The sequence below is a fragment of the Serratia sp. TSA_198.1 genome (assembly GCF_052686505.1).
Window position 1 is genome coordinate 1 of sequence record NZ_JBQZFP010000004.1, and the last position, 24,131, is coordinate 24,131.

Genomic DNA, 24,131 nt, shown 5'->3' on the forward strand with positions numbered 1-24,131 from the left:
GTGTGGCGACAGGGAATACAGCCGGTGCGGTGGCCGGTTCTCAGGCCGGGAAGAATGCGGTGGAGAATAACTTGCTGAGTGCTACACAATCCCTCGCATTCGATAAAGAAATGCAGGTGTGCAAAGCCTCTCGTGGGGATTGTTCGGCTGTCGTTGATAAATATAAAAAACTGAGTGATGAGCAGAGTGCGGCTTTGGACAGCAAGCTGAAAGACAATCCTCTGGAGGCACAGGTGGTTGATAAAGCGCTGGTTCAAGGTGGGCTGGAGATGGCAGAACGTCCGGGCTGGGTGGGTAAATTGCCGGGTGTAGATGCAATGACCAGCAAAGAAGCTAAAGCCTATGTTCAGCAGTGGAACTCTCAAGATCTGGCGAATATTGATGTCAACAGCCCTGGCTGGACGAAGTTTGCAGCGTTCGCATCTGACCCGGAAAATCAAGCAGCGGTAGCATCTTTGGGGATGTTAGGTAAAGACCTTGTTTCGATAGCAAAAAATACCGTTGTGACAAAAATCTTTATTTAAAGAAATGACGACTCAAGGTATTAAATTTACATCTGAAAATGTTGTTGGAGCAGCAAAAGATAGTAGTGGGAAAATTATTTTCCTTGAGAAGGGTAATTCTAAAGCGGGACTACAACATATTGTCAAAGAACATGGTAGTCAGTTTTCACAAATAGGTGTATCAGAGGCGCGTATTCCTGATGTGGTAATGAAGGCCGTCACTGATGATAAAATAGTTGGTTATCAAGGGACTGGAACTGGTCGGCCAATATATGAAACCATGATAAATGGTAAGAAGTACAATATAGCCGTCACTGTAGGTAATAACGGATTTATTGTAGGCGCTAACTTACGAGGTTCAGTCAAGTGAAGACAATAAAATTGATGGCTGATTATCATTGTCACCCATTATGGGGAACAACTCCGGAAGACTTGGGTGATATATCTCCTGAAGAGCTGCCGATATCATCGGAGTTAAAACACAGTCTCAGGAAATGGGCTGAACGGTATGATGCCATACTTAATATGGATGATCCGGTATCGTCTGGTTTCAAAAATGAAAAGGAAGAAAAACAATTTATTGATGATGGTTATAAACTGGCTATTCTTCTTCAGGAAGAGCTTGGAGATAGTTATAATATTATTTACCATTTTGAGTATTAAGAAGTCCCGGCCAACTGGCCGGGATCTTTGCATCTAAGCCTCAAATCCTTCCACTTCCCGCCGCCGTAACCGAATAACACCGGGTGCGGCGGTGATCTCCAGTTGCTCAGCCTCGGTGATACCGGACTCGGTCAGCCAATCCCCACCAATCACCAGCTCGCCGTTCTCCCGTACCCAGTCCGCGCCCAGATCCGGGCGGTGCTGGCTGACCTCGCAGAGTGCTTCCCAGAGGGCGTTATCGGTCACGACGGTGATCCACAGCCCATCAGGCGTAGCGTGAGTTGCAACGGTTCACCAAGTCCAAAACCCAGCTCAGCCAGTTTAATGCCTGTGATCGTCAGTTTTGGCATAGGCTCTGGGGTAAAAGAGATGTTCATGCTGCGCCCTCCGTCGCCGGTGCGATGCGGATGATCAACTGGCCCGGTTCGGTGATCACCTCGATCTTCTGTCCGGTGGTAATGTAAGCACACCTGTTTTAGTTCCACGCACTTTTTGAGCGTTCCGGCTTTTCAGCCATCAGCCGGTATTCTTCTGGTATCGGTGAGAGTCAGTGCCTGCTGAATAAACTCTGCGGGAATAAGGTCGGAAAGGGAGTGGGTAGGCTCGGCGAAGTGAAATGGATAAAGCCAAGAGCCTGTGAAAGTTCCATTTAAAAAGGGTCCATGCTGATGAACATGGGCCCTTTTACACTAGCCACCGGCTCGGCATTACCCGTCAGGGCGTATTTTTTGATAAAGAATTAAATTAGCGGCACTGTGGCAGAATTTTCTTCAAAAAAACGTTGGCACACAGTTTTGCATTGACCTGAGATTGGTTGTCATCCTGTTGTACATTTTTATTGCCTTTGGCGACGTTAACGCCGACGCCATTGCCTTTTGCGTCAACATCGTTGGTGCGAACGAGATTGCCTGAAGCATCAACGGTATAGCCACCAGGCGCCAGAGTTTGTCCGTTAATAGAGACGCCAGCCTGTGACAGGCTGGAGAATAAGAGTAGCGTACTGGCTAAAATCATAGCGGTTTTTTGCATGGGAAATCCTTTTTCAAATAAAGGTTGTAATCGCAGAATTGCACTTATTACTCTATCGCTACATTTTTCCTTGAGCAAGGTGATATTATTTATGGTTAAAGTAATTAATATAATTATGGTGAATTAGTTTTTAATTATTAATAATTAAATTGAATGCTTTATATGGATATATAAAATATTTTATGAGTAATTAAATCGTTTTAATAATGCTTATCTATTTAAAATATCAAAGACATTATTCATGCCAGTAGTAGGTGAAAGAGTGACTTTTCTGATGTGGCGATATTGCCCGTTATCCGTAGCCCGAGATGCACTCCTATCACCCCGAGCTGTAATGCAGCAAGAAAATAAGGCCCAGATCCTTAATCTGCTTCCCCAATCCTCTCCAGCGCATCCACCACCAAATCCCAGAACCTGTCTTGATTCAGCGTTACCGCGACCTGCGTGTGGCAGTCCGGCGGCGGCGGGGCGCGAAAATCGGCCACGGTCATGCCCAGCGTCAGGGTACCTGTCAGTTCGATATCCACCGGCACCTTTCGCACCGTCATCACTTCAGGGTCGATCACGTAGGCGACCGCGCAAGGGTCATGTACCGGCGGTGCGCTAAATCCCTGCGCCTGTTGGTACATCTTGCCGAAGAACGCGAGCAGCTCGCCGACGAATTTCGCCGGCCCGGTGCCGATGGCGGCAATGCGTTCGCACACCTCCGGCGTGGCGAGCGCCTGATGGGTCAGGTCCAGCCCGACCATGGTCAGTGGCCACTTTTCATTAAACACGATGTGCGCCGCTTCAGGGTCGATCTTGATATTGAACTCCGCCACCGCGCTCCAGTTGCCCACGTGATAGCCGCCGCCCATCAGCACCACTTCCTTTACCCGCTCGGCGATGCGCGGTTCTTTGCGCACCGCCATGGCAATGTTGGTTAGGCCGCCGGTCGGCACCAGCGTCACGCTACCCGGCGGATGCGCCATCAGTGTATCGATGATCAAGTCCACCGCATGGCGCGGCTCCAGCGTCAGGGTCGGCTCCGGCAGTGCCGGGCCGTCAAGGCCGGACTCACCGTGAATATCGGGCGCTACCTCAATCTGCCGCACCAGCGGGCGCGGGCAGCCGGCGGCAAAGGGGACGCCGGTGATATTGGCGATACGCGCGACGGCCAGCGCGTTGCGGGTGACCTTATCCAGCGTCTGGTTGCCGACCACGGTGGTGACCGCCAGCAGTTCGATCTGCGGGTTGCCCCAGGCCAGCAGCAAGGCAATGGCGTCGTCATGCCCAGGGTCGCAATCCAGTATGATTTTTTTCATTTTTATTCCTGATGCAGAGGAGAGGTGCCCGCAGCATAGCGCAGCGTTGCAGAGAGGAGTAATGCCAATGGTGCTTTTGTTAATCGCATCAAAGCATTGCCAATGTCGCGGTGTAAGTAAACGTAAATCCCCTCGCCGGCGCTTTACCCTGGAGTGGAGTCCATGGTTTACATTGCTGCTTAGTGCGACACAGAAAGGGGGGAAATCATGACAAAGAACGGATGGGCGCTGGCTGCCGTGCTGGCGGCAATGGGGTTATGGACGCTGCTGGCCTGGGGCGTCTCCGGCGTGCTGGGCTGGTTACCTGCACTGGTGGGCATGGCGGAGAACGGCTCTGCGCAGTTGGCGCCCCAGTTTACCGGCTTGCTCAGCCTGGTGCCGCAGGCGCTGCTGGAGGGCTGGTTGCCGATGCTGCAAGAACTGGGGCGCTGGCTGGCCGGCTCTTTCCCGTTGTTGCTCACCTGGGCGGGCTACGCCGTTTGGTTAATCTGGGGGCTGGGCATGCTGGCGCTGTTGCTGCTTGGCGCTCTGGCGCGCCGTTTTCTGATCAGCGGTAGCCCTGATAGACTTCCGCCACGCGCTTGAAGTACTCCGTGAGGTAGTCGATGCACACCTGCACCTTAAGCGGCAGCTTGTCTTTCTCGGTGTACAGGGCGTATACCGGGCGAGGATCCGAGTGATAGCTTTTGAACAGGATCTCGATCTCGCCGCGTTTGATCTCTTCGATCACCCACATCAGCGGTGCATAGGCGATGCCGGCCCCGGCTTTCAGCCAGCGGATCATGGTTTGCGAATCGTTGGTGACAAAGCGCCCTTGCGGCGAGATGCGCGTGGTGATGCCTTCGGGGGCTATCAGCTCGAATTCGCTGTCCGGCCGCACGCTGTATTCCAGCCAGGAAAAGTTGACCATGTCGCTGGGTTTCTGCGGCGTGCCGTGCTGGCTGAGGTAACTTTTAGCGGCGCATATCACCATCGGCATTGAACCGAGGCGTTTGGAGAACAGACTGGAATCTTGCAGCGCGCCGGTGCGGATCACCACGTCCAGCCCGTCGGCAATCAGGTCCGGCGCCGGAATACCGGTCACCAGGTTCACCGTTAGACCGGGATATTCCTTCAGCATATCGGCGGTCATGGTCGCCAGCACGTTTTGCGCCATGGTGGACGAACTGCCGATGCGCAGCGTGCCGGTCGGCGTATTGTTAAACGCGTACAGCTGTTCGTGCACCTCGCTCACTTCCTGCAGCATGCGGCGGCAGCCCTGATAGTAAATTTTCCCGGCTTCCGTCAGGCCAATGCGGCGCGTGCTGCGGTTGAGCAGCTTGACCTGCAGCTCATTCTCCAGTTTGGAGACGGTCTGGCTGATAGACGAAACGCTCATATCAAGCTGGCGCGCCGCCGCCGTAAACGACCCGCATTCAACGACTTTTGCGAACACCGACATCCGTTTTAGTCTTTCCATTATTCACTCTGGCTTAAAAGTGATTTAGATCACAGATTGTTGATAGGTTGATAGTAAGCACGCTAATATAAACCGGTCGGGTGGAAAGACCTTACCAACGCGTGAGTGCGGTCGGCAGAGCAGCTTTGGCCGATCCCTCCGATATCCTCGCAATCCCTATCGCGGATGTATGCCCCTGAGTTTATCCTTTTTTCAGGTTCCTGACCTGTCTGGGCCGAAATTTGTGGTGCGCGTCAGCTAACATGTAAAGAGAATGTGAATGAGAAGAAAGGGTAACGCCCGGTGCAGTGAACAATAAGGAAAAATGGATGAGTTTGCTTCCGGTTATGGTCATCTTCGGACTGTCGTTTCCCCCGGTATTTTTTGAGTTGCTGGTATCGCTGGCGCTGTTTTTCTTGCTGCGCCGCCTGCTGCAACCCACCGGGATTTACGATTTTGTCTGGCATCCGGCGCTGTTTAATACTGCGCTGTATTGCTGTCTGTTCTATCTGATTTCACGTCTTTTCGTTTGAGGTCGCTGTGAAAAATTTCTCAATAAAAATAGTTCGAATCGCGATCACTTTGTTTCTGGTCCTGTTAGCGATCGTCGCCGTATTCAAAGCCTGGGTGTTTTACACCGAATCCCCCTGGACGCGTGACGCCAAGTTTACCGCCGACGTAGTGGCGATAGCGCCGGACGTCACCGGCCTGCTGACCGACGTGCCGGTGGTGGATAACCAACTGGTGAAAAAAGGGCAGGTGCTATTCGTTATCGACCGGCCGCGCTATGAGCAGGCCTTGGCGGAAGCCAGCGCCGATGTTGCCTATTATCAGACGCTGGCGGCGGAGAAAAAACGTGAAGCCGGCCGTCGCGTGCGTTTGGGCGTACAGGCGATGTCGCAAGAAGAGATCGACCAGGCGAACAACGTGCTGCAAACCGTGCAGCATCAGTTGGCGAAAGCCGTGGCGACCCGCGAGCTGGCGCAACTGGATCTGGAGCGTACCACGGTACGTGCGCCGGCCGACGGCTGGGTCACCAACCTGAACGTCCACAGCGGTGAATACATTACCCGCGGCTCAGTCGCTGTGGCGCTGGTGAAGAAAAACACCTTCTACATTCTGGCCTATCTGGAAGAAACCAAGCTGAATGGCCTGAACAAGGGCGACCGTGTGGAAATCACCCCACTGGGCAGCAACCGCATCATGCACGGCACCGTCGACAGCGTGGCCGCCGCCGTTAACAACAGCAGCAGCACCGTGAACAGCAAAGGGTTGGCGTCTATCGACAGCAACCTGGAGTGGGTGCGTCTGGCGCAGCGCGTACCGGTTAAAATCCTGCTGGACGACAAAGACCAGTTGCATCCGTACCCGGCCGGCACCACCGCAACCGTGGTGATCACCGGCAAGAACGATCGCAAGGCCGACAGCGGCTCGCCTTTTGTTCGCCTGATGCATCGGCTACGTGAGTTTGGCTAATGAATAGCCCAACGTTTATTCGGCTGAGATTCGCTTTCAAGCTCAGCTTCGCGATTGTGTTTGCCCTGTTTGTCGGTTTCCATCTCAATTTGGAAACCCCGCGCTGGTCGGCGATGACCGCCGCCATCGTGGCCGCCGGCCCGGCCTTTGCGGCGGGTGGCGAGCCGTTCTCCGGCGCCATTCGCCACCGCGGCTGGTTGCGCATTATCGGTACTTTTATCGGCTGTTTCGTCGGCCTGGTGATTATCGTCACCACCGCGCGTGCGCCGGTGGTGATGCTGCTGCTGTGTTGTATGTGGGCTGGGTTTTGTACCTGGATCTCTTCGCTGATCAAGGTTGAAAACTCCTACGCCTGGGGGCTTGCCGGTTATACCGCGCTGATCATCATCGTCACTGTCGCTACCAGCGAAGCCCATCTGCTGGAGGCGCCGCAGTTCGCTATTGAACGCTGCAGCGAGATTGTGCTGGGGATCGTCAGCGCGGTGCTGGCGGACCTGCTGTTCTCGCCGCGTTCGATCAAACTGGATATCGATCGGGCGGTAGACAAGCTGCTGGTGGATCAGTATTTGCTGATGCAGATGTGCGTCAGTAATGCCGAGAAAGAAGACATTGACCGCGCCTGGAGCAATCTGGTCAAAAGCACGACTGCGCTGAACGGCATGCGCAGCAACCTGATGATGGAGTCATCGCGCTGGCAGAAGGTCAACCGGCGCGTGCGGGCGTTGCATACTCTGTCGCTGACGCTGATTACTCAGGCTTGCGAGACCTATCTTATCCTGCTCAATCACCCGGATGCGGTGAAGGAAAATATCCGCGAACTGCTGATGGTGCCGGCGCAAACGCCGCAGGAGATCCACAAGCGCATGAAGCTGCTGCGCCAGGTACTGACCACCAACCGCACCGACGAGACGCTGCTGACCATCACCAGTTGGGTCGGCGCGGCCACGCGTTACCTGCTGTTGGCCAAAGGCGTGCATACCAACAGCAGCATCAGCGCAGTGGAAGAAGATGTGCTGAGCAGTGAAGTGGTGGTCAGACCGACCTCGGCGGAAGGGCATCACGCCATGATTAACGGCCTGCGCACCTTTGTGGCGACGACGTTTGGCAGCCTGTTGTGGCTGTGGACCGGCTGGACTTCCGGCAGCGGTTTTATGGTGATCATTGCGGTGATTACGTCGCTGGCGATGCGCACCCCGGCACCGCGCATGGTGGCGATGGATTTTGTGCTGGGCATGCTGGCGGCGATCCCGGTCGGTTCGCTGTTCTTTATGGTGATCCTGCCGGCGACCCAGCAGAGCATTTTATTGTTGTGCCTCAGCCTTGGCCTGCTGGCGTTTTTCATCGGCATCGAGGTGCAAAAGCGGCGGCTGGGTTCGCTCGGTCTGCTGGCGGGGACCATCAATATTTTGGTGTTGAGCAACCCGATGACCTTTAACGTCACCCAGTTTCTCGATGGCGCGCTCGGCCAGTTCCTCGGCAGTTGCGTGGGGCTGATGGTGCTGCTGTTGATCCGTGACAACTCGCGTGAACGTACCGGCCGCACGCTGCTGAACCAGTTTGTCGGCAGCGCGGTCTCGGCGCTGACCACCAAGGCGTCGCGCCGTCGGCAGAACCATCTGCCGGCGCTTTATCAGCAGCTCAATCAGCTGTTGATGATGTTCCCGAACGATATCGCCAAGTACCGGTTGGCGCTGAACCTGATCATCGCTCACCAGCGCATGCAGCGGGCGGAAATCCCGGTCAGCGAGGAGCTTTCGGCCTTCCATAAGCAGATCCGCAATACTGCCGATCACGTGGTTTCAGCCAAGAATGACGTAAAACGCGCCTACTATTACGATCGGCTGCTGAGAGAGATGAACGACTATCAGCAGAAGCTGGTGGACTATCAGGCACTGCCCAGCGTCACCGGGCCGGTAAAACGCCTGGTCGACATGCTGCACCGCTATCGCCATGCGTTGATCGACTGATGCGCCAAGGGCCCCTGATGCCGCTATCCGGGGCTATACTTGCCTGATAGGGCCTTGTTTCGGAGTTGCACTGAGTGCCAGGCATACGGGAAAATGGCATGATAAGCATGAATGGGTGATGCGGATTGTTGAGGCATGGGTTCCCTGAAGTGAAAATGTTACCTGCCGGTCATCTCTGATTCATTTTTTTCATCTATAAATCCAACGGGCATGGGTGCTGGTGCACCCCTGTCGGCACTCAGTCAGGGACAGTAATGAACAAGCGGATCCTCGTGGCGATCGTCATCGCCGTTGTGATAGCCGGTTTTAGCGCTTTGCGCGGTAACGATCGGGTGATTGCCAACGTGCCTGCGGTGGGCGAAGGCCAGAGCATCGACCAACTGACGCAGCAAAAAAGGGTGGTGAGCTACCTGCAGCAGCATCAGCGGCTGCCGGACTATTACATCACCAAAAAGCAGGCGCGTGAGCAGGGGTGGGATGCGCGCAACGGCAACTTGTGTTCGGTTCTGCCGGGCAAAGCGATTGGCGGCGATCGTTTCTCAAACCGTGAAGGGCAACTGCCTACCGCCCGCAGCCGGGTATGGCGCGAGGCGGACATCAATTATCAATGCGGCCGGCGCGGGGCCGATCGCCTGTTGTATTCCAGCGACGGCCTGATTTTTGTCACGCGTGACCATTATAAAAACTTCATTCGGGTGGAGTGAGTTTGATGGCAAAAGTAGAGTTCGATTTTAATCAGATCCACGATTTGCCGGCGTTCTATCGCGATTTTGCGCATAAGTTTGCGCTCGGTGAAGCCTTCGGCGCCAATCTGGACGCGTTGTGGGACGTGGTGACCGTCGATATCGGGTTGCCGGTCGAGATTGAGTTTACCCATCTCGATGCCCGTAGCAAACGCCGCTTCGGCGCGATTATCCTGCTGTTTGAAGAGGCGGAGGAAGAGCTGGAAGGCAGCCTGCGTTTCAATATTCGCGAAAGCAGCGGTGAACCTGCACATCACCGGGGATGAAACGGGTTCATCCCATGGTGACGGCGGCGATCATTCGGCGGTCTCGGCCAGATCGCGCAGGTACTGGAAGATTTGACGGTAGGCTTTCGGCGGCTTGTTAGCGGCCTTCTCTTTCTGCGCGTTACGCACCAGTGCGCGCAACTGCTGGCGATCGGCTTCCGGGTACAGGGCCAGGATAGACGGGATCGCGTCATCGCCTTCTTCCACCAAACGGTCACGCAGCGCTTCCAGCTTGTGGAACAGCGAAACCTGCTGGTTGTGGCGGTTCTTCAGCTTGTCGAGCGCGGTTTGAATCGGCTCTACGTCGCGGGCGCGCAGCATCTTGCCAATCAGTTGCAACTGACGGCGGCGGCCTTCTTTCTTGATCTTCTGCGCCAGTTCAATGGCGGCGCGCAAATCTTCGTCCAGCGGGATGCGTTCCAGCGCGTTCTTACCCAGTTCGACCAGCTCTGTCCCCAGGTCTTTTAGTGCTTCGGCATCACGTTTAATTTCACTTTTACTGACCCAGATAATCTCGTCATCGTCCTCGTCTTTGTTCTCCGGGACATCGTCGAGCCAGTCTTCAGGCTGTTTGTTCATGGTAGGCTCCGTTAAAAAGAGGCTAATCCTAACAGGTTGCCGGCTTTATGCGAAATTCCACGCGGTTCCTGTTAGACTCAAAAGCATAAATCACATGATTTTTGCGCGTGACTCCGCGCGCAACCACGCCGCCACGGCACTTTTCTCAACGATTTTCTGATTAATTATGGCAGATTGATGAAAGTAGTCACTCAAGTTGCAGAACAGCGCAAGGCGCTGGAACAGGCCGTTTCACAGGCTCTGGAACTGGCGCGCGCCGGTTCCGATGCGGCAGAAGTTGCCGTAACCAAATCTACCGGTATCAGCGTCAGCACCCGCTTTGGCGAGGTGGAGAACGTCGAGTTCAACAGCGATGGCGCGTTGGGCATTACCGTGTATCACCAGCAGCGTAAAGGCAGCGCGTCTTCAACCGATCTCAGCCCGGACGCCATTGCCCGCACCGTACAGGCTGCGCTGGATATCGCCCGTTATACTTCTGCGGATCCGAACGCCGGCCCGGCGGAAAAAGACCTGCTGGCGTTTGAGGCGCCGGATCTGGATCTGTTCCACCCGGCGGAGCTGGACGCGGAGCGGGGCATCGAACTGGCTGCCCGCGCCGAGCAGGCATCGCTGGCGGCGGACAAACGCATCACCAATACCGAAGGCGGCAGCTTTAACAGCCACTACGGTATCAAGGTATTCGGCAACAGCCACGGCATGTTGCAAAGCTACTGTTCAAGCCGTCATTCGCTGTCGAGCTGTGTGATCGCCGAGCACGATGGCGATATGGAGCGTGACTACGCCTATACCATTGGCCGCGCTATGGGCGATTTGGCAAGCCCTGAATGGGTGGGCGAGGAGTGCGCTCGTCGTACCTTGTCGCGCCTGGCGCCGCGCAAGTTGTCAACCATGACCGCCCCGGTGCTGTTCGCTTCTGAAGTGGCGACCGGTCTGTTCGGGCACCTGGTTGGCGCCATCAGCGGCAGCAGCGTTTACCGTAAATCCACCTTCCTGCTGGACTCGCTGGGCAAGCAGATCCTGCCGGACTGGCTGACCATCGAGGAGCACCCGCACCTGCTGAAAGGGCTGGCTTCCACGCCGTTCGACAGCGAAGGCGTGCGTACCCAGCGGCGTGACATTGTCAAAGACGGCGTGCTGCAAACCTGGCTGCTGACCAGCTACGCGGCGCGTAAGCTCGGCATGCACAGCACCGGCCATGCCGGCGGCATCCACAACTGGCGCATTGCCGGGCAGGGCCATGACTTTGCCGGTATGTTGAAGCAACTGGGCACCGGTCTGGTGGTCACCGAGCTGATGGGCCAGGGCGTTAGCGGCATTACCGGCGATTACTCGCGCGGCGCCGCCGGCTTCTGGGTGGAAAATGGCGAGATCCAGTATCCGGTAAGCGAGATCACCATCGCCGGTAATCTGAAAGACATGCTGCGCAACATCGTCAGCGTGGGCAGCGATATTGAAACCCGCAGCAATATTCAGTGCGGTTCGGTGCTGCTGCCGGACATGAAAATCGCCGGCCAATAATACCTGCCAGGGCTGGCCGCTCCGGTTGCCAGCCTCTTTCCCTTCCCCCGTTATAACCTTGCTTACAAATCTCTTGTTCCGGTTTTCAGCGCCCTTGCCTATGTTTAGGTTGCACAAAAGCTTATACCCTATGAATGTCGAGTGGCAGCCAACAACGCTGCAGCTTGAAAGGCGAGGGGTAGATAAAATAATAACTGGAAGGTGAGTAAGCATGTCGAACAAACTGAAAGCATTGATGGCGTTGGCGCTGATGGGAGCCAGTTCACTGGCGGTCGCGGCAGATTTGGCCGACGATATGGATACCATCGCCGGCAATTACAAAACGGTGCTGAGCACTGACTCAACGGACACTCTGAAGCAGAGCCTGCAGAACATGCGCGCCGCCGCGCTGGATGCGAAGCAATCCACGCCGCCGAAGCTGGAGGATAAAGCGGCCGGCAGCCCGGAGATAAAAGATTTTCAGCATGGGCTGGACCAGCTTATCGGCCAGATAGACCAATCGCTGGCGCTGGCCAATCAAGGTAAGCTGGCTGAAGCCAAGCAGATCGCTCAGGGATTCAAGCAAACCCGCGACGTTAACCACAAGAAATTCCGCTAAGCCTTTTCGCGCCGTTCCGAGCCCAGATAGCAGGACGGCGCCTGTCCCAACACCCGGCGAAACATGGTGGCAAAAGCCGCGCTGCTCTCATACCCCAACTCCAGAGCGACCTGCGTTACGCTGTTGCCTTCCGTTAACTGAGCCAGCGCCAGCACCACGCAGGCCCGCTGCCGCCATTGTGAAAATGACATCCCCGTTTGTGCGCGAAAGAATCGGCTGAAGGTGCGGATGCTCATGTACAGGCGCGTGGCCCATTCCTGCGGCGAATCGTGCGCGTTGGGCTGAAGCAGGAACAGCTGGCACAACTCGCCCAGCCGCCGATCGGCGGGAAGGGGGATGTGCAGCGGCAGGGATTGCAGTTGGGCAAGCTCATGCAGCAACAGGAAAACCAGCGCACCGTCGCGGCCGTCCGGATCGTACTCCAGTGGCATATCCACCGCCGCCATCAAGAGTTGGCGCATCAGCGGCGTAACGCTGACCACCTGACAAACCTGCGGCTGAGAGGCCAGCAGCGCGGTCGGTTCAATGTACAGACTGCGGGTGGTGACGCCGACCATTCTCACTTCATGCGGCATCTGCGGCGGCAGCCACACCGCCCGCTGCGGCGGCACAATCCAGTTCCCCTGGTGGGTAAATACGTGCATTACGCCGGTAGCGCCATAGAGCAACTGAGCGCGGCGGTGGCTGTGCATGGGCAGTAAATGGCCCGACGGGTAGTCGGTGCCGATGGCAATCACCGACCTTGGCACATGGTCGATGTCATCAATGCGTACGTTGCGCATAATCCTTATCAGAGCAGTTTGGCCGAAATGCAATGATAGTTGGCCTTTCATGTAAAGCAAGCCACTGGTCATAGCTCTACTATCAGGGCAGAAAAATAACGCTGCCTTGGTGGCGAGGTATTTTTATTGTTGATTAACCCCTTTTTAATTTAAACGCCGGGGCCGGGCGGGTTATCTCGTCTGCATCATACAAGAAGTTAATAAGGAATTATTTTATTCCAACACCTGAAGCAATAGTTCTTCTTTTAATGCTGTAACTATAAGGTGATATTTCATGTATAAGATCGGTGTGATTGGCGGTGGGGCGGCAGGTATTTCTTTCGCTTACAACTTTATCAAGAATAAGTCTGTTAATAATTGTAATAAGCATCTTTCCCTGAAGGTATTTGACAAGCAGGGGTTCAATGGCGGTATGGCTTACAGCAGCGATTTTGACAGCCATATTTTAAATATGACGCCAGAGAATATGTCGGCGGATATTTTTGACAGCGCACATTTTTCCGATTGGATCACGACGCATTTTCGGCGATACAGTAAAGATCGCTACCCACCCCGCTGGCTTTATAAAGAATATCTCGATTTTATTCGCGACAGGGCGGTGTTTATGGCGGCTGCCAGCAACGTCACGCTGAATTTCGTGACCGCCGAAGTTGAGGAGATAGGTTCGCATCCTGGAGGATATTTGCTGACGACGGCCTGCGGGGCGGCGGAGCAGATGAATGCGGTAGTGCTGTGCTCGGGGCATAATGAGCCGGCGAGCCTCTACCCGATTGATGGGGTGATTGCCTATCAGGCCAATCGGGATCTGCCCGCCATCAATCCTGCATCGGCAGTCGGCGTGATTGGCTGTAGCCTGACGGCGATCGACGCCATTATTGAGCTGATTGAGCGGGTGGGGGCGAGCAATATTACCGCCCTGTCGCGTTCCGGGCTTTTCCCCAGCGTGCAGCCTGCGTTGATGCGCGCGCCACCGCCAGAATTCAGGCAGCGGCTGAACCGTTTTGTCGCCGACAACAGCTATATTGATGCGCACCAGTGGGTTCAGGTGATTAACGCGGCGCTCGAAGAATATTACCCAGGGCAGGAACGGCTAACGGTGCTGTCTGCCATGGGCGCTGCCAGGGATTGCTATCACGATCTGGCCGAAAGCCTGGATCGGGCTCGCTTTGCCCGTGAGCATATCTGTAGCTATCTGGCAGCGATTCATCCGGCCGTCTGTGAAGCCTGGGTAAAAATGGATGAACATAACCGACAGATCTTCATGCGCTTCTATAACTCTTCCTGGATGCGCAATCGGCACGCCATGCCACTAAAAAATGCCTATAAAATTATTACGGCGCTAGAGAGCCAACGTTTGCGTGCCTTTGGTGGGGTGGTAAATATAGAAAAAGAGGGCCGGGGATTTAAAACCCTCTGCCATGATGCGGAGGTGCACAGCCAATATTTGCTTAATTGCACTACGCCCTCATACCAACTGAAGTTAAGTCGATTAAATAAAAAGATGCTTCAGGGCGGCCTGGTGCAGGAAAATATCTTCGGTGGCGTAAAATGCAATCCATTTACGTTAAAAGTGTCGGATGAAAAAGGCAATGAGCAGGATCTCTATTCCCTTGGCGCCCCTGCCAAAGGTGACCTTTTTTATACTTCCGCGATGGAATCCATCACCCGGGATATCAGCAAAATAGTTTTCAACAACAGCATATTTAATGGAAATAAGGCGGAAGCATGAAAAACATAGCGCTATTTGTTGGCAACGATATTTTTTCTTGGCTGGCCTGTCAGGATGTTATTAGCGCCTTAAACAAGGAATGCACCTTTACGGTTTATTTTCCACTGGCGAAAGCCGCCGGCCGGCTGCAGGAGCCTGAAATTCGCCAGCTTGCCTTGTATGAACGTGAAGTGCTGAATGACTTCGTTTTCCCCTTTGTCAGCAGAAATGCCGATGCCTGCGAGGGCGCTTACCAGCCGCCGCAGGTTTTCCTGGCCGGCGCAGGCGTCACGGCGCACCGTATTGCAGACATCAATGACGCCACTTTTATCAGCAGTCTGGGTAATATGGACGCGGTGGTTTCTTTGCGCTGCTATCAGAAATTTTCCGCGGATTACGTCCGGGCCTTCAGCCAGCGCGGCAAGCTGCTGTGGAATCTGCATCCGGGCGATTTGCCGCATTACCGTGGCGTGATGACGCTGTTCCGCGCCATGATGAACGGCGAGAAAAACGGCGCGTTAACGTTGCACGAGATGGATGAACACTGGGATGCCGGGCCGGTGCTTGCCCGCTTGCCGGTCGAATTGCGTTATGAGCTGTCATTTTTGGAAAACATGATGCTGGCGGGCATGCGGTCCGGTGCATTTTTAGCGGGGCAGCTAATGCGCGCGGGCGAACGCAAGTCCCTTATTGTCGAGCGGCAGGGCAATTATCGCTATTGGGGATTTCCGGATGCGCTGACTCTGGCGCAGGCGGCGGAAGCCGGGATTGAGCTTATCGATCATGATGCCATTCGCCGGCATTATCTGGCGCTGTTTGTCGGCGACGAGTTCCATCCACTTGCCGGCCAGTTCTCTGCCGGTTTCGACGATTTCATCCGGGCGCATGGCCATGATTGAAACGTTGATTATTCTCGGTGCCGGTTTCATTACCGGCATCACCACCATCTTGTTCGGCTTTGGCGGCGGCTTTGTGGTGGTGCCCTTTGTCTATCATCTGGTGTCTTCCTCCGGCGAACAGCCGGGCCAGGCGATGCATATCGCCGTAGCGACCTCAACGGCGGTGATGATCCTCAATTCGGGTTACGCCACCCTAGCCAACTGGCGCAGTGGCAACCTGCTGCGTGAAACCATCATCCCGCTGATCTTTTTCATCAGCATTGGCGCCGCACTGGGCGCTTTTGCCTCTACGCTGCTGGCGGACAATGTGGTCAGGTTGCTGTTCGTGATTTACATGCTGGTGACGATTGCGGATTGTCTGTTCAGGCAGGGTTTTTTGGTCAAACCGGCGCGCGCGGCGCTGTCAAAGATGACGTTGTGGGTCGGTGGCCCGCTGATTGGGGTGATCGCCACTATGCTCGGCGTGGGGGGCAGCGTGATGACGGTGCCTTTGTTGCGTCGGCATGGCTATGAAATGAAGCACTGCGTCAGCGCGGCCAATCCCTTGTCGATTCCGGTCGCTGTCATCGGCGCATTGATGTATATCGGTTTGGGCTGGCAGGAAATGAGCGGGCCGCACTATCTTGGTTACGTCAACCTGACCATTCTTGGGCTGCTGGTGGCGGCCGGCATTGCGGGGATCGTCTTTGCCAAAAGGGCGTTGCCGAAGGTCAATGACAAGCTGCACGCCAGAGTTTACGTGCTGCTGCTGGTGGTGGTACTGATCGCCATCAGCCTGTAAGGCTCAGAAAGGGCGGCATGTTCACCGCCCTGAATTACCGCTTAGCGGTGGTATTCACCCGCCGCTTCCGGCTGGTACAGCAGTTCCAGCACTTCGATCCGCGCTTCTTCGCCGTTCGGCAACTGCCAGGTAATCTGGTTGCCTACATGCATGCCCAGCAGCGCTGCGCCCAGCGGCGCCATCACTGACAACTGCTCGTGGCTGTCCTTCAGCGAGGCCGGGTACACCAGCGTGCGCACGTGCTCTTCTGCGGTATGCAGATCGCGGAAACGCACGCGGCTGTTCATGGTCACCACGTTGGCCGGGATCTGGGCCGGCGGCAGGATTTCGGCGCGATCCAGCTCGTCGTTCAGCGCGATGGCGACGTCGGTGTTGGCAAAGGCCGGTTGTTCCAATAGCGCATCCAGGCGTTCCGCATCCAGCTCATTAATAGTAATGGTTGGTTTGGTCATTCCACTCTCCAGTCAAATCAAAGGGCGCCCGTTTTCGCGCCCATAAATTCGGAAAAACAGCACAAAAGCAACGCCCCCGCGCCAGAGGAGCGGGGGCGTTGCTGATGTCGAATTGTCTTACCGATAGTAGGCGGTTAAGCGGTGAAAAGAAAGAGATCCCGATCACGAAGCTTTTCACTGCGGCGGGGGGAACCGGAAACCTTTTGTGGCATTAACTTTCTGTAATGTCATTAAATTATCTTAAAAGCGCTTATTTTGCGAAATGGATCCCTGACAATCATTGAATTTCCACTTTAAACTGGAAAAAAAGCGGCTACACAGAAATTCTCCCCGGGGTTAGGGTAAGACATCAAAGAAAGCGGGAAATACCCACCGCCTTTCAAGCTGCAGCGTTGTTGGCTGCTTTACAAGACCCACGAGCTGAGCGCCTGGCTGTAACTTGAAATTCATAGGGTATATTCAGGTGAGGCATTCTGAGACTTACGAATAATGTTGGAACCAGGGGTATTGAAAAGTGAATGAAGGATCTGTTGCGATAGAAAAAAATGAGCGGTCTGACCTCGGCGAGGCTGGGGCGATCACCGATAAGGTGCTGGCCGATATTACCGCCATGCTGAATGCAGAAAACATTTATACCAATGCAGTACAGCAACAGATGCTGGAATCGCATATTCGCGCCATGGTACTGCGTTCAATGACCGGTGAACCCTTGCCGGAAGTCGATAAATCGCTTTTTGATGAGATTTCAGAGGAATCGATGCAAATGGCTGAGCGAGTTGTCGATAATTTCCCGGCTCTGCCGATCGAAGAAGCTTATTTACTTTCTGTGCATTTTGAAGTGGCAAAAGACAATAACCAATAGCGATTAACGCATTCATATCATCAGGAGAAAATACCATGGGTCAGATTACCGTAGTGATTGGCGATCGTTTGGGCAAAGGCCAGAAAGTCGGCCAGGGCATTGAAACGGCTGGCGGAAAAGCCATCGTTATCCCTGGCGTAGCGGCGGACATGAAGCTGGGCGACGTAATGAAAGCGGAAGGTGCGCAGTTGGGAATTTCCTTCTGCGGCAGCGGCGGCGCCGGGGCAATTACCGCGCAGACCAAATACGGCTACAAAGCAAAATACGGCATGCGCTCCATTGATGAAGGCGTGACGGCAATAAACGAAGGTTATATCGTGCTGGGTTTTGGCTTTATGGATAAAGAAGAATTGGGCCAAAGACTGGTGGAAGCCTACATCAAAAAACACGGCAACCCGTAATGAAAGAACACTATACCACATCGGTAAAGGTGGAGGGCAAGGGTGACAGCAAAGCGAAAGCTTTTGCTTCCGCCTTGGCTAATGTGCAGGGCACGGTATTAAAATCCACCAGCAATATTCTGCTGCGCATTGAACCGCAGGATGTCAGCGTATTAAAAGCGGAAGAGAAAATAACAAAAGAGAAATTTCTCTTTTTCTTTTTACCGCGAGAAAGAAAAACCTACACCGTGACTCTAGAAATAACCGTGAACGTGACAATGATTAATACAGAAAAGGTTGTCTTCGTCACGAAATAAAAACGTTAGCATAAATCTAAGGGTATACTGATGTTTTTAATCATCTTATTTAAGTCGCTTATTATTGGCGGACTGGTGGGGGTTGGCGTAGGGGCTGGCGCCGCACGCATGTTCCATGCTCCGACGACGCAGGGCATGGGCGCCTTCCGCACCTTGGGCGAGCTGAATTCCTGCGAAGGCGATCCGGCTTCCCACTTCTCATTCGGCCTGGGTTTCTTCTTCAACGCCTGGGCGTCTTCCGTGGCGGCGGGCGCCTTCACGCAGGACGTTGACCACCGCATCATCCCTCACTGGGGCGCGGCAGCCTTGATGGTCAAGAACCGCAACCTGGCGCAAACGCTGCATGATCCGAAAAAAATGGCTATCGCCTGCGGCGTTATCGGCATGCTGGTGGTGGCGTTCCTCAACACCACCGCTTCCGCAGTGCCCGCTGCGCTGCAGGTTACGGCAATCAAAGTGCTGGTGCCGGCGGCTAACCTGCTGGTGAACACCGTGATGCCGGTGATCTTCTGGCTGGCGGCGATCGACGCCGGGCGTCGCTCCGGTTTCTGGGGCACCATTTTCGGCGGCCTGGCGCAGTTGATCATGGGCAACGCCGTGCCGGGTCTGGTGCTGGGCATTCTGATCGGTAAGGGCGTGGAAGAGAGCGGCTGGAACAAAATCACCAAGATCATGATGGCAGTGATCGTACTGTTGTTCGTGCTGAGCGGTTTCTTCCGCGGCTTCGACATGAAAGTCCTCGAGTCCTTCAGCCTCGGCGTGCCGGGTTGGCTGGACAGCATTCACAACACCCTGAGCGGTAAATAAGGAGCGGGACGATGGAAGAACAAACCCAAAAAGGCTTCTGGTACGCCGACTGGTCATTCCCGATTTTTGTTGGCCTGCTCTCGTCCGGCGTGTTCGCCGGGACGCACATGTACTACCTGTATGGCATCGGCGCGTTTAACGAAGTGGCCTTCGTTTCCATGCTGCGCGCCGGGATGGACACCGGCGTTTATGGCGCGGTGGCGGCATTCGGCGCCAGCTTCCTGTTTGCGCGCATCATTGAAGGTTCGCTGGTGGGCATTCTGGACATCGGCGGCGCGATCCAGACCGGTGTGGGGTTGGGCGTTCCGGCGTTGTTGCTGGGCGCGGGGATCATCTTCCCGGTCGCCAACTTTGCCGCCTCGCTGGTGACCGGCCTGGTGATTGGTCTGGCGATTGGCTACCTGATCATTCTGGCGCGCAAATTCACCATCAACCAGAGCAACTCCACCTACGGCGCAGACGTAATGATGGGGGCAGGTAACTCCTCAGGCCGCTTCCTGGGGCCGTTGATCATCCTGTCGGCGATGACCGCATCCATTCCGATTGGCATAGGTTCGCTGCTTGGCGCGCTGCTGTTCTATATCTGGGGCAAGCCAATCACTGGCGGAGCGATCCTTGGCGCAATGCTGTTAGGGGCCATTTTCCCTGTCGCCATTGCTTAATCACTGTTCCAGAGCCGTGTGATAGTGGGGCGGTGCGCCGCCCCCTGCTGGAAAAGGAGTAGCGCAGTATGTATGACTTAGTAATCCGACGCGCCAGGCTGGCGGACGACCGACTGGTCGATCTGGCGGTTCAGGACGGTAAGATTGTCGACGTTGGGCAGTTGGCCGATGACGTCAGCGCCGGCAGGCAGCTGGATCTGGCGGGTAACTGTCGCCTCAGCGCCGGCTGGATCGACTCCCATGTGCACTGCTACCCCTCTTCGCCGATTTACTATGACGAACCGGATTTAGTGGGCGTAGCCAGCGGCGTGACCTCGGTGGTTGATGCCGGCAGCACCGGCACCGACGATGTTGACGAGTTCTATGCCCTGACGCGCCGCGCAAAAACCAACGTGTTCGCCTTCCTGAATATCTCGCGCATCGGTCTGTTACGCCAAAATGAGTTGGCCGATCTGGCGGATATCGACCCACCGACGGTGAAAAAATCCATCGATGCGTACCCCGGTTTCATCATCGGCATCAAGGCGCGTATGAGCAGCAGCGTGGTGGGGCAAAACGGCATTGTGCCGTTGGTGCGCGCCAAGCAAATCCAGCAGGAAAACAACCGTCTGCCGCTGATGGTCCATATCGGCAATAACCCGCCGAATCTGGATGACATCGCCGATCTGCTGACCCGTGGCGACATCATTACCCACTGCTATAACGGCAAGCCGAACCGTATTCTGACCCCGGCGGGTACGTTGCGCGAGTCGATCCAGCGGGCGCTGAAACGCGGCGTGCTGCTCGACGTGGGCCACGGCACCGCCAGTTTCAGCTTTGACGTGGCACGTCAGGCGATTGGGCTTGGCATTCTCCCGCACACCATCAGTTCCGATATCTATTGCCGCAACCGCATGGCCGGGCCGGTACACAGCCTGGCGACGGTGATGTCCAAATTCTTCAGCATCGGCCTGTCGCTGCCGCAGGTGATTGCCTGCGTGACGGAAAATGCCGCTTCGGCGCTGAACCTGACCCATAAAGGCCGGCTGGAGCCGGGTTATGACGCCGATTTTACCCTGTTCGATCTCCGCCAGGGGCCGCAGGTATTTGCCGACTCGGAAGGGCAATCGGTCGGTGGCGAACAGTTGTTGGTTCCGTTGGCTGCCGTGGTAGCCGGGGAAATTCTATTAACCGACGAAGGGAAAGCCCATCATGTCTTCGATTTATGAAAAATATAATTTAAAGCAAGTGATTAATACTTCCGGTCGCATGACCATTCTTGGCGTATCTACCCCGCGTCAGGAGGTGATTGACGCCGTCGACTACGGCCTGAATCACTATTTTGAAATCAAGGATCTGGTTAACAAGACCGGTGCTTACATCGCCGATCTGTTGAATGTGGAAGATGCGGTGATCGTGTCTTGCGCCTCGGCGGGTATCGCCCAGTCGGTGGCGGCGGTGATCGTCAAAGACAACGCCAACCTGCTGGTGAACCTGCACTCGGCGCCAATCACCGTGCCGCGCGAGATAGTGTTGCCGCGCGGTCACAACGTGAACTTCGGCGCTCCGGTCGACACCATGGTTGCCCTCGGCGGCGGCAAGGTGGTTGAGGCGGGTTATGCCAACGAATGCTCAGCAGAGCAGCTCGAGGCCTGCATCACGCCGCAAACGGCGGCGATCCTCTATATCAAATCGCACCACTGCGTGCAGAAAAGCATTCTTTCCGTCGAGCAGGCGGTGGTGGTGGCGCGCAAGCATGATCTGCCGCTGATCGTCGATGCCGCCGCAGAAGAAGATCTGATGTGCTACTACCAGATGGGGGCCGATCTGGTGATCTACAGCGGCGCCAAGGCCATCGAAGGCCCAACCAGCGGCCTGGTGGTGGGTAAGCGGCAATACGTGGAGTGGGTGAAGCTGCAATCCGGCGGCATTGGCCGGGCGATGAAGGTCGGCAAAGAGGGCATCCTCGGCCTGACGCAGGCGATTGAAAGCTACCTGAAGCTGGAAAAAACCACCGGTGAGCAGATGGTGGCGCGAATGACGCCGTTTATCACCAGCCTGAACTCGCTGACCGGCATCAGTGCCAAAACCGTCTGGGACAGCGCCGGCCGCGATATCGCCCGTGCTGAAATCACCTTTGACGAAGCGGTGCTGGGGCGCTCTACCACCGACATCGTCCAGGCGCTGAAAACCGGCGAGATCGCTATCTACTTCCGTGGCTATAAGGCCAATGAAGGAAAAATCGAAGTGGATGTGCGTAGCGTCGACGAGCAGCAACTGATGACCGTCTTTACCTGCATTAAAAATCTGTTTACGGAGAAACAAGCATGAAGCTGCAGCCAAACTATTATCGCGACCGTCTGTGCCTCAACGTACTGGCCGGCACAAAAGACAATGCGCAGGCTATTTATGCGGCGGCGGAAGGGCATGTGCTGGTCGGGGTTCTCTCCAGGAACTATCCGGATGTCGACAGCGCAGTGGCGGATATGCAGCACTATGCGCAGCTGATCGAGAATGCGCTGTCGGTGGGCCTGGGGGCGGGCGATCCCAAACAATCCGCGATGGTCAGCCTGATTGCCCAGCGCGTTCAGCCGCAGCACGTCAATCAGGTGTTTACCGGCGTGGGCGCCAGCCGTGCGCTGTTGGGTCAGAGCGACAGCGTGGTGAATGGGCTGGTTTCTCCGACCGGTCGCGTCGGCTTTGTGAAGATCTCGACCGGCCCGCTGAGCGCTGCCGCGCCAGACGGCATCGTACCGGTCGAGACGGCCATCGCCATGTTGAAAGATATGGGCGGTAGTTCCATCAAGTATTTCCCTATGGGCGGGTTGGCGTGTAAAGAAGAATACCGGTACGTGGCTCAAGCCTGCGCCGAGCATGATTTTATGCTGGAGCCGACTGGCGGCATCGATCTGGAAAACTTCGAACCGATCGTTGAGATCGCATTGGCCGCCGGCGTGAAGCGGATTATTCCGCATATCTACAGTTCCATTATTGATTCTGCCACCGGTGATACCCGACCGCAGGATGTGAAAACCCTGTTGGCGATGAGCAAAAAGCTGGTGGGTTAAGCGCAGCCAACAACGCTGCAGCCTCAAGCAAGAAAGGTATATCGGATGACGTAAGGCAGGGAGGCTACCCTTCTTTCTCTACAGGCGCGGTATGCCGCGCCGTTAGCTACAATAAGGACAATCATGCGAAACTGGCAGGCTTCCCCCTTACGTACTGCGTTAACCCTGGCGCTGCTGGCTATCGCCAGCCCGGCGCTGCATGCTGAGGATGCAATGAACTCCACGTCATCTCATTTTGCTTATATCGGTACTTACAACCCTAACGGCGAAGGCGTTTACCGGGTGCAGGTCGATCCGGCCAGCGGCGCGCTGAGCGCGAAAACGCTGGTCAGCAACCAGCCTAATCCGGCGCAGCTTACCCTGGATGCTCAGGGCCGGACGCTGTATGTCGCCAGCGAAGTGGCCGATTTTAACGGCAGCAAGCACGGTGGCATCATCGCTTATCGCATCAACCCGGTTGATGGCGGGCTGACGCAGCTGAATCAGGTTGATTCTCAGGGCGCGGGGCCGGTTTACCTTTCCCTGACGCCGGACGGCCGCCATCTGCTGGTGGCGAACTACGTCAGCGGCACCGTGGCGGCGTTCCCGGTTGAGAGTGACGGCAAATTGGGCAATGCCAGTTCAGTGCAACAGGATCAGGGGCCGGCAGGCGCGAGCAAACCTGCGGCGGCGGTGGAGGGCAGTTTTGCCGCCAGCGACCATAATGGCCCGCACGCGCATATGATCGCCTGCGATCCGAGCGGCAAGTTTGTGTTTTCCACCGATCTGGGGCTGGATCGCCTCTACCAGTGGCGCTTTGACGGCGCAAGCGGCCAACTGACGCCGAACGATCCGCCGTGGATCGCCGCCTCTTCCGCCGGTGCCGGCCCGCGTCACTTTGTGTTCCATCCGGACGGCAAGACGGTGCTGTTGGTGAACGAAGAGGCTTCGACGCTGACCAGCTACCGTTTTGACAGCCAAAAAGGTACTCTGAAACAATTACATACTGTCTCTTCACTGCCTGCCGATTATAAGGGCACCAGCTTTGCCTCGGGGTTGGTCCTGAGTGAGGACGGCAAGAATCTGTATGTCGCCAACCGGCTGCATAACAGCATCGCGCAGTTCAGCGTTGGCGCCGATGGCGAATTGAAACCGGTGGCGGAAATCTGGACGCGCGGTGACTATCCGCGATCGTTGACGTTGAGCCCGGACGGGCATTATCTCTATGCGATGAATCAGCGCAGCGATAACGTCACCCGTTTCAGCCTGGACAAGGCCAGCGGCAAACTCAGCTTTGTTGAGGGCTATACGCCGGTAGGCAGCCCCTCGCAAATGGTGTTCCTGCCGGTGGCGAAGTAACTCGTTTCCCGC

29 protein-coding genes and 1 pseudogene are annotated in these 24,131 nt (G+C 55.7%); 23 read left to right on the forward strand and 7 right to left on the reverse strand.

The window, feature by feature from the left end; translation table 11 throughout:
- The 3 genes from ACUTSW_RS17285 to ACUTSW_RS17295 form a co-directional block, all read left to right on the forward strand.
- Positions 1 to 524 (forward strand): VENN motif pre-toxin domain-containing protein (locus ACUTSW_RS17285; RefSeq protein ID WP_445584955.1); only part of this gene is annotated, 524 nt, incomplete at its 5' end.
- A gap of 4 nt (positions 525 to 528) precedes the next feature.
- Positions 529 to 873 (forward strand): hypothetical protein, encoded by a 345-nt coding sequence (locus ACUTSW_RS17290; RefSeq protein ID WP_445584956.1) that lies wholly within the window; start codon positions 529 to 531, stop codon positions 871 to 873.
- A complete protein-coding gene (locus tag ACUTSW_RS17295) occupies positions 870 to 1,166 on the forward strand; it encodes a hypothetical protein (protein WP_445584957.1) in 297 nt (98 codons plus the stop codon). The genes ACUTSW_RS17290 and ACUTSW_RS17295 overlap by 4 nt, the downstream gene beginning before the upstream one ends.
- Before the next feature lie 33 nt (positions 1,167 to 1,199).
- Here ACUTSW_RS17295 and ACUTSW_RS17300 read toward each other — a convergent pair.
- From ACUTSW_RS17300 to uriH, 3 genes and pseudogenes are all read right to left on the reverse strand, one after another.
- Positions 1,200 to 1,543 (reverse strand): annotated as a pseudogene (locus tag ACUTSW_RS17300) (hypothetical protein).
- A 367-nt stretch (positions 1,544 to 1,910) separates the two neighbouring features.
- Entirely contained in the window at positions 1,911 to 2,195 is a 285-nt protein-coding gene (locus tag ACUTSW_RS17305) for a hypothetical protein (protein WP_062868836.1), read from the reverse strand.
- 362 nt (positions 2,196 to 2,557) lie between these two features.
- A complete protein-coding gene (gene uriH, locus ACUTSW_RS17310) occupies positions 2,558 to 3,499 on the reverse strand; it encodes a uridine-preferring nucleoside hydrolase UriH (RefSeq protein ID WP_434461595.1) in 942 nt (313 codons plus the stop codon).
- 207 nt (positions 3,500 to 3,706) lie between these two features.
- On the opposite strand from uriH, the gene ACUTSW_RS17315 reads away from it, so the two are divergent.
- Entirely contained in the window at positions 3,707 to 4,084 is a 378-nt protein-coding gene (locus ACUTSW_RS17315; RefSeq protein ID WP_062868834.1) for a hypothetical protein, read from the forward strand.
- Here ACUTSW_RS17315 and aaeR read toward each other — a convergent pair.
- Positions 4,047 to 4,958, reverse strand: a complete 912-nt coding sequence (aaeR, locus tag ACUTSW_RS17320; RefSeq protein WP_004948619.1) for an HTH-type transcriptional activator AaeR — start codon at positions 4,956 to 4,958, stop codon at positions 4,047 to 4,049. The genes ACUTSW_RS17315 and aaeR overlap by 38 nt on opposite strands.
- A gap of 308 nt (positions 4,959 to 5,266) precedes the next feature.
- Here aaeR and aaeX point away from each other — a divergent pair, with 308 nt between their 5' ends.
- The 5 genes from aaeX to ACUTSW_RS17345 all read left to right on the forward strand — a co-directional run bounded on the left by aaeX (position 5,267) and on the right by ACUTSW_RS17345 (position 9,389).
- Complete coding sequence (aaeX, locus tag ACUTSW_RS17325) at positions 5,267 to 5,470, forward strand: p-hydroxybenzoic acid efflux pump operon protein AaeX (protein WP_004948617.1); 204 nt, start codon at positions 5,267 to 5,269, stop codon at positions 5,468 to 5,470.
- Positions 5,471 to 5,477: 7 nt separating this feature from the next.
- Positions 5,478 to 6,413, forward strand: a complete 936-nt coding sequence (gene aaeA / locus ACUTSW_RS17330) for a p-hydroxybenzoic acid efflux pump subunit AaeA (RefSeq protein ID WP_062868833.1) — start codon at positions 5,478 to 5,480, stop codon at positions 6,411 to 6,413.
- The gene (gene aaeB / locus ACUTSW_RS17335; protein ID WP_063200997.1) at positions 6,413 to 8,380 is read left to right on the forward strand and encodes a p-hydroxybenzoic acid efflux pump subunit AaeB; all 1,968 of its coding nucleotides are present in this window, start codon (positions 6,413 to 6,415) and stop codon (positions 8,378 to 8,380) included. The genes aaeA and aaeB overlap by 1 nt, the downstream gene beginning before the upstream one ends.
- A 254-nt stretch (positions 8,381 to 8,634) precedes the next feature.
- The gene (locus ACUTSW_RS17340) at positions 8,635 to 9,084 is read left to right on the forward strand and encodes a ribonuclease (RefSeq protein ID WP_445584958.1); all 450 of its coding nucleotides are present in this window, start codon (positions 8,635 to 8,637) and stop codon (positions 9,082 to 9,084) included.
- Positions 9,085 to 9,089: 5 nt separating this feature from the next.
- Complete coding sequence (locus tag ACUTSW_RS17345) at positions 9,090 to 9,389, forward strand: barstar family protein (protein WP_062868831.1); 300 nt, start codon at positions 9,090 to 9,092, stop codon at positions 9,387 to 9,389.
- A 30-nt stretch (positions 9,390 to 9,419) separates the two neighbouring features.
- Here ACUTSW_RS17345 and yjgA read toward each other — a convergent pair whose 3' ends face one another.
- The gene (yjgA, locus tag ACUTSW_RS17350; RefSeq protein WP_004948607.1) at positions 9,420 to 9,968 is read right to left on the reverse strand and encodes a ribosome biogenesis factor YjgA; all 549 of its coding nucleotides are present in this window, start codon (positions 9,966 to 9,968) and stop codon (positions 9,420 to 9,422) included.
- A 177-nt stretch (positions 9,969 to 10,145) separates the two neighbouring features.
- Between yjgA and pmbA the strand changes: the two genes are divergently transcribed.
- Together pmbA and cybC are read left to right on the forward strand one after the other, a co-directional pair.
- Entirely contained in the window at positions 10,146 to 11,486 is a 1,341-nt protein-coding gene (gene pmbA, locus ACUTSW_RS17355) for a metalloprotease PmbA (RefSeq protein ID WP_004948605.1), read from the forward strand.
- A 211-nt stretch (positions 11,487 to 11,697) separates the two neighbouring features.
- Positions 11,698 to 12,084: a cytochrome b562 gene (gene cybC, locus ACUTSW_RS17360; RefSeq protein ID WP_445584959.1), complete on the forward strand. Its 387-nt coding sequence runs from the start codon at positions 11,698 to 11,700 to the stop codon at positions 12,082 to 12,084.
- Here cybC and ACUTSW_RS17365 read toward each other — a convergent pair.
- Positions 12,081 to 12,866 (reverse strand): AraC family transcriptional regulator, encoded by a 786-nt coding sequence (locus ACUTSW_RS17365; RefSeq protein ID WP_037433689.1) that lies wholly within the window; start codon positions 12,864 to 12,866, stop codon positions 12,081 to 12,083. The two genes, cybC and ACUTSW_RS17365, sit on opposite strands and share 4 nt — an antisense overlap.
- 274 nt (positions 12,867 to 13,140) lie before the next feature.
- Between ACUTSW_RS17365 and ACUTSW_RS17370 the strand changes: the two genes are divergently transcribed.
- Genes ACUTSW_RS17370 through ACUTSW_RS17380 form a run of 3 tightly spaced genes read left to right on the forward strand, consistent with a single transcriptional unit; the run spans position 13,141 to position 16,254 of the window.
- Complete coding sequence (locus tag ACUTSW_RS17370) at positions 13,141 to 14,595, forward strand: FAD/NAD(P)-binding protein (RefSeq protein WP_445584960.1); 1,455 nt, start codon at positions 13,141 to 13,143, stop codon at positions 14,593 to 14,595.
- Positions 14,592 to 15,473, forward strand: coding sequence for a formyltransferase family protein (locus ACUTSW_RS17375; protein WP_063200985.1), 882 nt, complete (start codon positions 14,592 to 14,594; stop codon positions 15,471 to 15,473). The genes ACUTSW_RS17370 and ACUTSW_RS17375 overlap by 4 nt, the downstream gene beginning before the upstream one ends.
- Positions 15,466 to 16,254, forward strand: a complete 789-nt coding sequence (locus ACUTSW_RS17380) for a sulfite exporter TauE/SafE family protein (protein ID WP_445584961.1) — start codon at positions 15,466 to 15,468, stop codon at positions 16,252 to 16,254. Before ACUTSW_RS17375 ends, ACUTSW_RS17380 begins: the two co-directional genes overlap by 8 nt.
- 41 nt (positions 16,255 to 16,295) lie before the next feature.
- On the opposite strand, the gene rnk is transcribed toward ACUTSW_RS17380, so the two are convergent.
- Positions 16,296 to 16,706, reverse strand: coding sequence for a nucleoside diphosphate kinase regulator (gene rnk / locus ACUTSW_RS17385; RefSeq protein ID WP_004948590.1), 411 nt, complete (start codon positions 16,704 to 16,706; stop codon positions 16,296 to 16,298).
- A gap of 514 nt (positions 16,707 to 17,220) precedes the next feature.
- Here rnk and ACUTSW_RS17390 point away from each other — a divergent pair.
- The 9 genes from ACUTSW_RS17390 to ACUTSW_RS17430 all read left to right on the forward strand — a co-directional run bounded on the left by ACUTSW_RS17390 (position 17,221) and on the right by ACUTSW_RS17430 (position 24,119).
- On the forward strand, positions 17,221 to 17,568 hold the full coding sequence (locus ACUTSW_RS17390) for a glycine dehydrogenase (protein ID WP_062868826.1): 348 nt from the start codon (positions 17,221 to 17,223) through the stop codon (positions 17,566 to 17,568).
- 35 nt (positions 17,569 to 17,603) lie between these two features.
- Entirely contained in the window at positions 17,604 to 17,969 is a 366-nt protein-coding gene (locus tag ACUTSW_RS17395) for an SFCGS family glycine-rich protein (protein WP_004948582.1), read from the forward strand.
- A complete protein-coding gene (locus ACUTSW_RS17400) occupies positions 17,969 to 18,265 on the forward strand; it encodes a DUF4312 family protein (protein WP_004948579.1) in 297 nt (98 codons plus the stop codon). The genes ACUTSW_RS17395 and ACUTSW_RS17400 overlap by 1 nt, the downstream gene beginning before the upstream one ends.
- Positions 18,266 to 18,295: 30 nt before the next feature.
- Complete coding sequence (locus ACUTSW_RS17405; RefSeq protein ID WP_062868825.1) at positions 18,296 to 19,072, forward strand: DUF4311 domain-containing protein; 777 nt, start codon at positions 18,296 to 18,298, stop codon at positions 19,070 to 19,072.
- A gap of 11 nt (positions 19,073 to 19,083) precedes the next feature.
- Positions 19,084 to 19,734, forward strand: coding sequence for a DUF4310 family protein (locus tag ACUTSW_RS17410; protein WP_073440843.1), 651 nt, complete (start codon positions 19,084 to 19,086; stop codon positions 19,732 to 19,734).
- A 68-nt stretch (positions 19,735 to 19,802) separates the two neighbouring features.
- Entirely contained in the window at positions 19,803 to 20,942 is a 1,140-nt protein-coding gene (locus tag ACUTSW_RS17415; protein ID WP_241921622.1) for an amidohydrolase/deacetylase family metallohydrolase, read from the forward strand.
- Positions 20,926 to 22,044, forward strand: coding sequence for a DgaE family pyridoxal phosphate-dependent ammonia lyase (locus ACUTSW_RS17420; protein ID WP_020439858.1), 1,119 nt, complete (start codon positions 20,926 to 20,928; stop codon positions 22,042 to 22,044). Before ACUTSW_RS17415 ends, ACUTSW_RS17420 begins: the two co-directional genes overlap by 17 nt.
- A complete protein-coding gene (gene dagF / locus ACUTSW_RS17425) occupies positions 22,041 to 22,781 on the forward strand; it encodes a 2-dehydro-3-deoxy-phosphogluconate aldolase (protein WP_445584962.1) in 741 nt (246 codons plus the stop codon). Before ACUTSW_RS17420 ends, dagF begins: the two co-directional genes overlap by 4 nt.
- Before the next feature lie 123 nt (positions 22,782 to 22,904).
- Complete coding sequence (locus ACUTSW_RS17430; protein WP_445584963.1) at positions 22,905 to 24,119, forward strand: lactonase family protein; 1,215 nt, start codon at positions 22,905 to 22,907, stop codon at positions 24,117 to 24,119.
- Positions 24,120 to 24,131 lie beyond the last annotated feature (12 nt).

Excerpts from the sequence above, each read along its gene's own strand:
- ACUTSW_RS17315 (WP_062868834.1), top strand. The coding sequence starts at position 3,707 with ATGACAAAGAACGGATGGGCGCTGGCTGCCGTGCTGGCGGCAATGGGG.
- ACUTSW_RS17365 (WP_037433689.1), bottom strand. The coding sequence starts at position 12,866 with ATGCGCAACGTACGCATTGATGACATCGACCATGTGCCAAGGTCGGTG.
- aaeX (WP_004948617.1), top strand. The coding sequence starts at position 5,267 with ATGAGTTTGCTTCCGGTTATGGTCATCTTCGGACTGTCGTTTCCCCCG.
- ACUTSW_RS17395 (WP_004948582.1), top strand. The coding sequence starts at position 17,604 with ATGGGTCAGATTACCGTAGTGATTGGCGATCGTTTGGGCAAAGGCCAG.
- ACUTSW_RS17345 (WP_062868831.1), top strand. The coding sequence starts at position 9,090 with ATGGCAAAAGTAGAGTTCGATTTTAATCAGATCCACGATTTGCCGGCG.
- ACUTSW_RS17290 (WP_445584956.1), top strand. The coding sequence starts at position 529 with ATGACGACTCAAGGTATTAAATTTACATCTGAAAATGTTGTTGGAGCA.
- rnk (WP_004948590.1), bottom strand. The coding sequence starts at position 16,706 with ATGACCAAACCAACCATTACTATTAATGAGCTGGATGCGGAACGCCTG.
- ACUTSW_RS17305 (WP_062868836.1), bottom strand. The coding sequence starts at position 2,195 with ATGCAAAAAACCGCTATGATTTTAGCCAGTACGCTACTCTTATTCTCC.
- cybC (WP_445584959.1), top strand. The coding sequence starts at position 11,698 with ATGTCGAACAAACTGAAAGCATTGATGGCGTTGGCGCTGATGGGAGCC.
- ACUTSW_RS17405 (WP_062868825.1), top strand. The coding sequence starts at position 18,296 with ATGTTTTTAATCATCTTATTTAAGTCGCTTATTATTGGCGGACTGGTG.
- pmbA (WP_004948605.1), top strand. The coding sequence starts at position 10,146 with ATGAAAGTAGTCACTCAAGTTGCAGAACAGCGCAAGGCGCTGGAACAG.
- ACUTSW_RS17375 (WP_063200985.1), top strand. The coding sequence starts at position 14,592 with ATGAAAAACATAGCGCTATTTGTTGGCAACGATATTTTTTCTTGGCTG.
- ACUTSW_RS17415 (WP_241921622.1), top strand. The coding sequence starts at position 19,803 with ATGTATGACTTAGTAATCCGACGCGCCAGGCTGGCGGACGACCGACTG.
- aaeR (WP_004948619.1), bottom strand. The coding sequence starts at position 4,958 with ATGGAAAGACTAAAACGGATGTCGGTGTTCGCAAAAGTCGTTGAATGC.
- ACUTSW_RS17370 (WP_445584960.1), top strand. The coding sequence starts at position 13,141 with ATGTATAAGATCGGTGTGATTGGCGGTGGGGCGGCAGGTATTTCTTTC.
- aaeB (WP_063200997.1), top strand. The coding sequence starts at position 6,413 with ATGAATAGCCCAACGTTTATTCGGCTGAGATTCGCTTTCAAGCTCAGC.
- dagF (WP_445584962.1), top strand. The coding sequence starts at position 22,041 with ATGAAGCTGCAGCCAAACTATTATCGCGACCGTCTGTGCCTCAACGTA.
- ACUTSW_RS17340 (WP_445584958.1), top strand. The coding sequence starts at position 8,635 with ATGAACAAGCGGATCCTCGTGGCGATCGTCATCGCCGTTGTGATAGCC.
- ACUTSW_RS17380 (WP_445584961.1), top strand. The coding sequence starts at position 15,466 with ATGATTGAAACGTTGATTATTCTCGGTGCCGGTTTCATTACCGGCATC.
- ACUTSW_RS17400 (WP_004948579.1), top strand. The coding sequence starts at position 17,969 with ATGAAAGAACACTATACCACATCGGTAAAGGTGGAGGGCAAGGGTGAC.
- yjgA (WP_004948607.1), bottom strand. The coding sequence starts at position 9,968 with ATGAACAAACAGCCTGAAGACTGGCTCGACGATGTCCCGGAGAACAAA.
- ACUTSW_RS17430 (WP_445584963.1), top strand. The coding sequence starts at position 22,905 with ATGCGAAACTGGCAGGCTTCCCCCTTACGTACTGCGTTAACCCTGGCG.
- ACUTSW_RS17420 (WP_020439858.1), top strand. The coding sequence starts at position 20,926 with ATGTCTTCGATTTATGAAAAATATAATTTAAAGCAAGTGATTAATACT.
- uriH (WP_434461595.1), bottom strand. The coding sequence starts at position 3,499 with ATGAAAAAAATCATACTGGATTGCGACCCTGGGCATGACGACGCCATT.
- ACUTSW_RS17410 (WP_073440843.1), top strand. The coding sequence starts at position 19,084 with ATGGAAGAACAAACCCAAAAAGGCTTCTGGTACGCCGACTGGTCATTC.